At 72.3% G+C, this 1,145-nt stretch carries 1 protein-coding gene and 1 pseudogene; both read left to right on the top strand.

Going from position 1 to position 1,145, the window contains the following annotated elements; translation table 11 throughout:
* Positions 1-435: pseudogene (locus U4E84_RS18120) on the top strand (class I SAM-dependent methyltransferase); the annotation flags it as partial.
* A gap of 153 nt (positions 436-588) precedes the next feature.
* Positions 589-1,145 (top strand): FAD-dependent oxidoreductase (locus U4E84_RS18115; protein WP_322533460.1); only part of this gene is annotated, 557 nt, incomplete at its 3' end.

Below are 1,145 nucleotides of genomic sequence, written 5' to 3'. Positions count from 1 at the left end.
GACTTGGGAGACGCGGAGCCGTTTGACGCGGCCGTCGCGGTCCGCGGCGTCGTGAACCACCTCCCGCCGGCCGACCTTGCCCCTGCGCTCGCCGCGCTGCGCGACCGTCTCCGGCCGGGCGGCGTCCTCGTCTTCGACAACTCCCCGCTCCCGGCCGCGGGGAACCGCCCGGGGCTGGACGTCGGCCGCGACGCGGACGGGGAGATCGAGTACGTCCGCGTCGCGCACCACGTCGCGACCGGCGACGGGCGTCTCGACTGGCGCGCGGTGACGTTCACTCCGGACGGCGACCCGTTCACGGACCGGCGCCGGATGACGCCGTTCGCCGACGACCGGATCCTCGACGCGCTCGCCGCGGCCGGGTTCGAGGACGCCGCCGTCGCCGACGGCTACGGCCCCGGAGACGACCGGAGCGTGTTCGTCGCGGTGCGGTAAGACGCCGGTCGCGGCGCGGTCGCGGCGCGAGCGGCCGCGGTGCGGGCGACCGAGGCGTCGTTGTCGGGCGATTGCCACGGGATGGCAGGCCGGTCGTGCGGAAATCGCGCAACGGTCGCAACGTACATACGACGCGCCGGCCAACTGTCGGACATGACCGACGACATCGTCGAGCACCGTCGACTGATCATCGCCGGCACCGGTATCGCGGGGCTCTCGGCGGCGATCTACGCCGCGCGGTCGAACAACGACCCGCTGCTCGTCGAGGGCGACGAGCCCGGCGGCCAGTTGACGCTGACGACCGACGTGGAGAACTACCCCGGGTTCCCCGAAGGGATCTCCGGACCGAGCCTGATCAACGACATGAAAGAGCAGGCGAAGAAGTTCGGCGCCGAGGCCCGCAACGGCGTCATCACGGACGTCTCGAAGGAGCCCGCGGGCCACTTCCGCGTCGAGCTCTCCGACGGCGACGCCTACATCGCCGACGCCGTCATCGCCGCGTCGGGCGCCAGCGCGCGCACGCTCGGCGTCCCGGGCGAAGAGGAGCTGATAGGGTACGGGCTCTCGACGTGTGCCACCTGCGACGGCGCGTTCTTCCGCGACGAGGACATGCTCGTCGTCGGCGGCGGCGACGCCGCGATGGAGGAGGCGAACTTCCTGACGAAGTTCGCCGACACCGTCTACGTCGCGCACCGCCGCGAGGAGTTCCG

Source organism: Halorubrum sp. AD140, assembly GCF_034497445.1.
Classification (GTDB): Archaea; Halobacteriota; Halobacteria; order Halobacteriales; family Haloferacaceae; genus Halorubrum.
The sequence above is the reverse complement of the archived record's forward strand: the minus strand, read 5'-3'. Positions and strand labels throughout refer to the sequence as shown.